We start from the raw sequence: 7,379 nt of genomic DNA on the forward strand, positions 1-7,379 counted from the left end.
GAGATCTATCGCTGTGACTGGAGTTCAGACGTGTGCTCTTCCGATCTCTTGTCCAGTTCTTTTTTGATAAAGGAAAAGGCCTTCTCCCGATCAGCAGGGGAAAGCAGGGCATTCTTAATGGGCAGACGATTGGCCGGTTTTTCCGAAAGCAGGCGGTAGGGCACAGCGCCATAGAGGAGCTTTACCAAAGAACGGGGAATGGGGGTTGCGGAAAGGTAGATACAGTGGGGATTTTCCCCCTTCTTTTCCAAACGGTTTCTTTCCTGTATGCCGAAACGATGCTGTTCATCAATGACCAACATTTTCAGATGAGAAAAAGCTAAGCCCTTCTGAATCAAAGCCTGGGTGCCGATTACCCCCAGAATACTGCCCTCTTTTAGTCCCTGATAAATTCTTTCCTTCTCCTTCTTACTGCTGCTGCCAATCAGAAGGGCAATGGGAATCTCCCACTGATTCTCTTCCAGCAGTTTTTGCAGTTTTAGAAAATGCTGTTGCGCCAAAATTTCCGTAGGCACCATAATGGCGGTCTGAAAGCCCTTGGATGCCATAAGAAACAAAGCATAAAAGGCCAAAATGGTTTTTCCCGATCCCACATCTCCCTGCACAAAGCGAAGAAGTCTCTCTCCTTGGGAAAATACCCTATCCATCTCCTCCAAAGCCTCTTTTTGGGCATTTGTCAGGCTAAAGGGCAATCCACGCTGAAATTCTGCATTTTTCCCCGGAATCCTCTCCTCCTGTCCCGAAAGAGAGAGAAAGTCCCTCTCCTCCTTTTCCAGAAAGAGGCTGTAGTAAAACAATTCTTCAAAGGCAAGACGCTTTAAGCCCTCCTGCCTCTCCTCTTCTCTCTTCGGCAAATGCAGATACTCCATAGCCTGTCTTTTATTACATAGCCCTTCTTTTTCCAAAAAATCCTGAGGAAAACTTTCTAAAATCTTCGGCTCTTCCTTGAAAATCTCTTGAATACACTTTCTTCTTAGGGCATTTCCAAGCCCCTTTCGAAGGGAATAGATCGGCTCTAGGCTCTTTCTTTTTTCCTCGTACTCCTCCAAAGAAAAAATCTTAGGTTGCTGCAGGATAAAATGCCCTCGAAAGCTTTTGACCTGCCCGAAAAACACCAGTTTTCTTCCCTTTTTTAAAGTTTTTAAAAGATAGCTTGCATGAAAATATTGAATCAAGAGCTTTCCACTCTCATCCCCGGCGGAGCATTGCAACATTGAAAGCTTGGTATTTCGTAAAACCCTGGCATCCTCTAAAAGCACAAGAGAAAAAGCCATCCACTCCTTCTCCCTGGCTTCCAATATAGAACTAAGCTTAGGATATTGCAGATAGGAAATAGGAAAATCCTCTAAAAGATCTTCCTTGGTGTAAATATTCATTTTATGAAAAAGAGCGGCGGTTTTCTCCCCCACCCCCTTAATCCTTTCCACAGCATCCTGAAGCATAATTCTCCTTTAAACGCTTTCCCTTACAAAATAACAGCTATTCTCCTGATTACTGCCGGAGAACAGGCAGTTGGAATTTTCCTCTTTCCCTATAGGCATCTTAACCCACCGTTATTTACTGAAATAACTTTTCGCCCCACAAAAAAACAAGCTTATCAATTCCTCCGGGTAGCTTTTAGCTTTCTGCGTTATAACTTTGAAACGGTGGGCAATCTGAGCCCGCCAGTACTTGCTGAAAGCGAGCGAAGCGACGCTTGAAGCTTAGTACTGCTACGAGGGCGAGCTTAGCAAAAGCGTGCCCCCCGGTGCAAAGCTATAACGCAGAAAGCTTGTTAACCCTGAATTAATAAGCTTGTATAAATAGCGAAAACATTTCTGTAAAAACGACTCTTACTCTAGGGAAAGAAGATAATAGTACACTGCCTGTCCGCCGGCGTGAACCTCCACCTCAAGATTCGGCATATACTCCAAAATCTCCTTCTCCAAGGCCTTAGCCTCTTCTTCCGTTACTCCCTCTCCATAATAAAGACTCAGGATTTCTCCCTCTCCCATCTTCTCCAAGCCTTCCTTCATAGCCAAGGAAATGCTTTTTTCAGCGGAAAGCAGCCCCTGATCTCCCAGGAAAAGGATGTCTCCCTTATGGATTTCTCTTCCGTCAATGCTGGTATCTCGAACCGCATAGGTAATTTCTCCGGAAGAAACCATGGACAGGCTGTCTTCCATGCCCTCCTGGTTCTCCTCCACCGTTCCCTCCGGCTGGAAGGAAATCATTGCGGAAATTCCCTGGGGAATGGTCTTACTGGGCACTACGGATACGGAACGATCCTCCAGGATATCCTTTACCTGCTGGGCAGCCAGTAAAATATTCTTGTTATTGGGTAAAATAAAGACATGCTTAGCATGAATCTTCTCTACCGCAGCACACAAATCTTCGGTGGAGGGGTTCATGCTCTGTCCCCCGGAAACCACCTGGTCTACCCCAAGGTCTAAGAAAATATCTCTAAGTCCTTCACCGGAACATACGGCCACAAATCCGAAGTCCTTTTCCTCTACCGGTTCAGACTCTTTAGGAGCTTCTGCACCCTTAGGCTGTTCCTCCAGCTTTTCCATAGCCGCAATGCGGGAAGCATCCTCAATCAATACCTCATGGTGCTCAAGGCGCATATTGTCTACCTTCATTTTGGAAAGGAAGCCCAGGGTAAGACCCTTCTCAAAGGCATCTCCCGGATGATTGGTATGTACATGAACCTTAATCAAATCCTCGTCAGAGAAGCAAACGATGGAATCTCCGATACCGGAAAGGTAGTCTCTAAGCTTCTCTACCTCTTCGTCAGAGAAAGGATGATCACCATTTACCATAAATTCCGTACAATAACCGAAACGAATGTCCGCTGTAGAAATCTCTCCACGGCTCTTTCTCTCTCCGGTTAAAGCGGAAACGCCGGAATCTTCCTTAAATTCCAAATCCAGTTCAATCTTCTCTCCCTTTAAGGAACGTAAAGCTCCTTCCAGAACGCACATTAAACCGGCTCCACCGGAATCCACCACTCCCGCCTCTTTCAAAACAGGAAGCATTTCCGGAGTTTTCTTTAAAACCTCATCGCCGTAGGCCACCACCTTCTCCAAAAGAGGCAAAATCTCCTCTTCTGTTAAGGACAGCTCCATAATCTTATCCGCCATCCCCTTGGCTACGGTTAAGATGGTTCCTTCCTTAGGCTTCATTACCGCCTTATAGGCTGTTTCCACAGCTCTTTGGAAGGCCTTCGCCAAAACAATGCTGTCAGCTTCCTTTACTTCCAATAATTCCTTCGTAAATCCACGAATCAGCTGAGAAAGGATAACGCCGGAGTTTCCTCTGGCTCCGCGAAGAGATCCGCCGGACATCGCCTTACAAATCTCTTTCAAGCTTCCTCCCTCAATCTTTGCCACTTCCTTTGCTGCGGAAAGGATTGTCATGGTCATATTGGTTCCCGTATCTCCGTCCGGAACCGGGAAGACATTTAACTCATTAATCAAATCCTTTTTTGCATTCAGCTGATTTGCCCCGGCTAAGAAAGCCTTCTGCAAATCCCTTGCACTTAGTACTTTACCCACAGGTAAATTCCTCCTATTTCTTTGAAACTTAATCGATTACCCGAACCCCTTCTACATACACATTGATTCGTTTAACTTTCATTCCTGTAAACTGTGAAATTCTGTATCTTACACTTTCCATAAGGTTCTCAGCCACAGCCTGAATGCTTACACCATAAGCCACAATCACATGGAAGTCCAAACTGATTTCATTGCCCTGGATTTCCACGGAAATACCCTTGTGATAGCTTTCCTGCTTCAAAAGCTTTGCCAGTCCCTTTCCGGAAATGGGAACCGCAGCCATTCCAACAATACCAAAGCAAGAAACTGCTGCATTTCCTGCGTAGCTTGCAACGACTTCTTCGGAGATTTGTACCTCACCGTAATGAGAGGAGATTTTTCCTTTCATTGTCTTTCCTCCAATCCCTATCTTCTGTCCATTCTTAGTCATTATGTTTTTCCCGTAAGCAAATGCTCCTTTGCCCTAAGGGCAGAACCTGCTATGATGAGAATTTCGTATAGTATACCCCATTTTCCCTGTTCTGAAAAGGAAATCTATTGTTGTTCAGGATGAATGAACTGTCTCTTTTCTTTTTGATCTACTTAAAGAATCTTCCCTCTTCGCCTTTTAAAAATTTCTTTGCTTCTCTAAAAGATAGGATGAAAGTGCAAAGAAGCCGACAGATAATACTACAATCATTCCATAAAAAATCGGATCTTTGTACTCCCAGGATATGTTAGCGGCCAGCTCCGGCAAGGCACTGAACAAATATAAAAAGAGGCAAAAGAAAGCAATTATGCTGACTACTAAGGCTAATGCCTTTCCTTTAAATATGCTGGCCTGTACTGTCACACAAAGAATCGCCATGGTGGAAAGGAAAATCCAGAAAGCCGCCGCAGTGGCAAGAAAACGAATCATATATAAACTAAGTGTCCCAAAGCCTTTTCCGCTCATCACAAGATTCCAAAACATTTCCAAAAGATCTTTATATGCCTCTGTATCAATAGCAAAGTAGCTGATATTAAAAAAGAAAATCAGGACAATCACCAGGCCTGCCAAAAAGGTACTTATTAAGCTTTCAACAATCTTTGCCAATAAGAAATAAGCACTGTGTTTCGGCAGCATAAAGAGCATATAGCCCTGGGTTGTATTTAAATCCTTGCTTAGACTGGCCATACTGGATAATCCCAGAATAAAAATCACCAGAAAACTGAAGAAAACCAGTAAACCTGCACCAAGACCAGCTACTACAAAATTATCCGTTGCTGTTCCCAGCATCACAAAGGCCTGGGAAATAAAAAGGGCAAAGCCGCAGAGAATCTTCATAAAGGCGGTTTTTTTCATTTCATATTGTAGTAATGTCAGCATTTAGCCCTCCTTCTTTTTTCCCAAAAGACTTCTGTAACGTTCTGTAAGATTCTGCCCCTTGTTTTCCTGCATCCTCTCAAGCTGTTCCACGGAAAGTACCTTTCCCTGATGGAAGAAAATAGCAAACTGAACATAATCCTCCACCTCTTCCACCAAATGGCTGGAAAGAAGGATGGTACTGTTCTCTTTTTTCTTTTCCAAAATCATTTTTTCAATTTCTTCTCTGGCCAGAAGGTCTACGCCGTTAAAGGGCTCATCCAAAAGCACCAGCTTTGCATTTCGAGCAAGGGTTGCCGCAATTCTTGCCTTCTTGTCCATGCCCGTGGATAAGGCCTTAAAGGGAAGCTTTAGAGAAATATCCATCTCTTCCAGCATTCTCTTGTACTCTTCCTCCTGAAATTCCGGAAAGAAGCTTTTATGATACTTTCCATAGTCTCCCACTGTCATAAAGGGATAGGCCTGACTTTCTGTAGGCAGATAGGCAATGTCTTTTCTACTTTGAATGCTTAAGGGCTTTCCCTCAAATAATACTTCTCCACTGCTCTGCTTGGTTAAGTCTCCGAGAATCTTCATGAAAGTGGTTTTTCCGGAACCGTTCGGCCCCAAAAGAGCATAAATATTTCCCGGGTAAATATGTAAGGTGGCATCCCTAAGAGCAACCTTGGATCCGTATTTTTTTGTTAAATTTTTGCATTGAACCATAGCTTTCTCCTTTAAAGTATTTCGATTCTCTTTCTTTTTACCCTAGAAATACTAGGGATTCTTAGGGATAAATCATAATTCTTTCTTAAGTATTTAAAAAATATTGAGCTTTAAGGAAAGCTATCAAAAGCTAATGCTACTTTTCCTTTACAATATTCCATACATTAGCCCCCCTTATGAAATAGGACTCCTTATACTCTTTAGGCAAAAAAAAAGATATTGCTCACACAATATCTTTTCTAAAATCTTATTCAGCTACGCCGGATACGGCACGTTCTACTTTTCCGGAACGTAGGCAGGAAGTACATACGTACATCTTCTTTGTACCGCCATCTACCTTAACTCTAACCGATTTCACATTTGCTTTCCACATCTTATTAGATCTTCTATGTGAATGGCTTACCTGATTGCCGAAATGCACTGCCTTCTCACAAATAGCACACTTAGCCATGATTGCACCTCCCTCTTTTAAAAGTTCCACCGCAAAACAGCGACTAAAATATAATAGCAAAAAGAATAGTTTCTTGCAAGGGCTTTCTTGCTTTTTTCCTAAAACTCCTTATTTCCGGTTTTTTTCTTCCTATACATTCCCGGAAATAAACAAAATCCCACAGGAATACCGATCCTTAGTCTGTTAAATCAATATCCACTAAGTCGATTTCCTCGATGGCTTCCTCCTCCGGCAGATCAATCACCGGAGCGACGTATTCTTCTTCAACTTTATCCTTTTTCTTCGTATTGCTCTTCTGCTTTAAGCTTTCCAGGTTCTCTTCCGCCAAATCTTCTGCAGACTTTGTTACCCGACTTCCTCCTGTAATCTTGTCAATGGCTTCGGGAATCATATCAATAATCTTGGAAAATGCATCTTCATTCTTCACACGAATGAGCTTTGTTCTTCCCTCCTGGATAATCAGCATGGCGGCAGGAGTGATTTTGGAACTCATGGCTCCCGCTCCTCCATCCCCCTTTTTCTGATTCTCCTTCATAAAGGCTCCACTGGCCATTCCGCAGCTTACTTCCATCAGAGGAATCAGGGTGGTATTTCCCACAACAATGGGCTCTCCCACCACGGTTTTCGACTGGACAAAACCATCCAAGCCTTGAAACAGGGCGTTCAGTAATTCTTGTGTATTATGATTTGCCATCATTTCCTCCCTTAAAAAGCAATTCTCGGAACTTCCTGTTCCGAAGAAGATGAACAGCCACGATAACGATATGGATCAAACGAAACTTTCCCTTTGCCTTAAGCTCTCCATAGTAATAGGAGTCATCAAATTCCGGATAAACATGCAGGGAATCTCCGAGGAATGGGGATAAAAGTGCTATTCCCTGCAAAACCTGCCCCAAAGTGTAGGGATCCTCCATGGAAAGATAAAGCTCCCCCTTCCAGTTCCTGACCCTGGAATGATGGAGAAGATAGAGAATCTGGCGAAAAACAAGGACAAGCATCTCCTTTGTTTCTTCTTGGGTAAGCATCCGGATTTTCTTTTTTATTTCCTTCCCTTTCCGTATGGTCTTCTTAGGGATGGAAAGGATTTTCTCCATAGCTTTCATCAATTTTCTTCCTCTTCAAGTTCTGCTTCTTGTCCCGAACCTTCTACATTTCGAGAAGAGTCTTCGTCCTTTTCAGAATTCTCTTCCTTGCCGCTCTCAAAAAGAGTAAAAAACAAAAACTTTCCCTTATATTCTAATTTTCCCTCTTGAAAGCTTCCGGAAATTTTTAAACCGGGATAAGTAATTTTCCCTCTTCCCCTTGGTAATTTCTCCTCTCTCTCCTTCTCCCCGAAGATTTC

The 7,379-nt window shown here is 43.2% G+C and carries 8 protein-coding genes; all 8 read right to left on the reverse strand.

Features of this window, described 5'->3' with window-relative positions; all coding sequences use genetic code 11:
• Positions 1-1,832 precede the first annotated feature (1,832 nt).
• Positions 1,833-3,536 carry a DAK2 domain-containing protein gene (locus RYL27_RS09825; protein ID WP_314966924.1) on the reverse strand — a complete coding sequence of 568 codons (1,704 nt, stop codon included), beginning with the start codon at positions 3,534-3,536 and terminating at the stop codon, positions 1,833-1,835.
• A gap of 28 nt (positions 3,537-3,564) precedes the next feature.
• Positions 3,565-3,924 (reverse strand): Asp23/Gls24 family envelope stress response protein, encoded by a 360-nt coding sequence (locus RYL27_RS09830; RefSeq protein WP_040648588.1) that lies wholly within the window; start codon positions 3,922-3,924, stop codon positions 3,565-3,567.
• Positions 3,925-4,143: 219 nt separating this feature from the next.
• Positions 4,144-4,884 carry a hypothetical protein gene (locus RYL27_RS09835; RefSeq protein WP_314966926.1) on the reverse strand — a complete coding sequence of 247 codons (741 nt, stop codon included), beginning with the start codon at positions 4,882-4,884 and terminating at the stop codon, positions 4,144-4,146.
• Complete coding sequence (locus RYL27_RS09840) at positions 4,885-5,586, reverse strand: ABC transporter ATP-binding protein (RefSeq protein ID WP_314345648.1); 702 nt, start codon at positions 5,584-5,586, stop codon at positions 4,885-4,887.
• Positions 5,587-5,833: 247 nt separating this feature from the next.
• Positions 5,834-6,037 carry a 50S ribosomal protein L28 gene (gene rpmB, locus RYL27_RS09845; protein WP_040648381.1) on the reverse strand — a complete coding sequence of 68 codons (204 nt, stop codon included), beginning with the start codon at positions 6,035-6,037 and terminating at the stop codon, positions 5,834-5,836.
• Positions 6,038-6,212: 175 nt separating this feature from the next.
• Positions 6,213-6,731, reverse strand: a complete 519-nt coding sequence (locus tag RYL27_RS09850) for a GerW family sporulation protein (RefSeq protein WP_314345651.1) — start codon at positions 6,729-6,731, stop codon at positions 6,213-6,215.
• Entirely contained in the window at positions 6,718-7,140 is a 423-nt protein-coding gene (locus RYL27_RS09855; protein ID WP_314966931.1) for a hypothetical protein, read from the reverse strand. Before RYL27_RS09855 ends, RYL27_RS09850 begins: the two co-directional genes overlap by 14 nt.
• On the reverse strand, positions 7,140-7,379 hold a 240-nt coding region (locus tag RYL27_RS09860), incomplete at its 5' end, for a hypothetical protein (RefSeq protein WP_314966929.1). The genes RYL27_RS09860 and RYL27_RS09855, both read right to left, overlap by 1 nt.

This window comes from Oribacterium sinus, assembly GCF_963537195.1.
Classification (GTDB): domain Bacteria; phylum Bacillota; class Clostridia; order Lachnospirales; family Lachnospiraceae; genus Oribacterium; species Oribacterium sinus_A.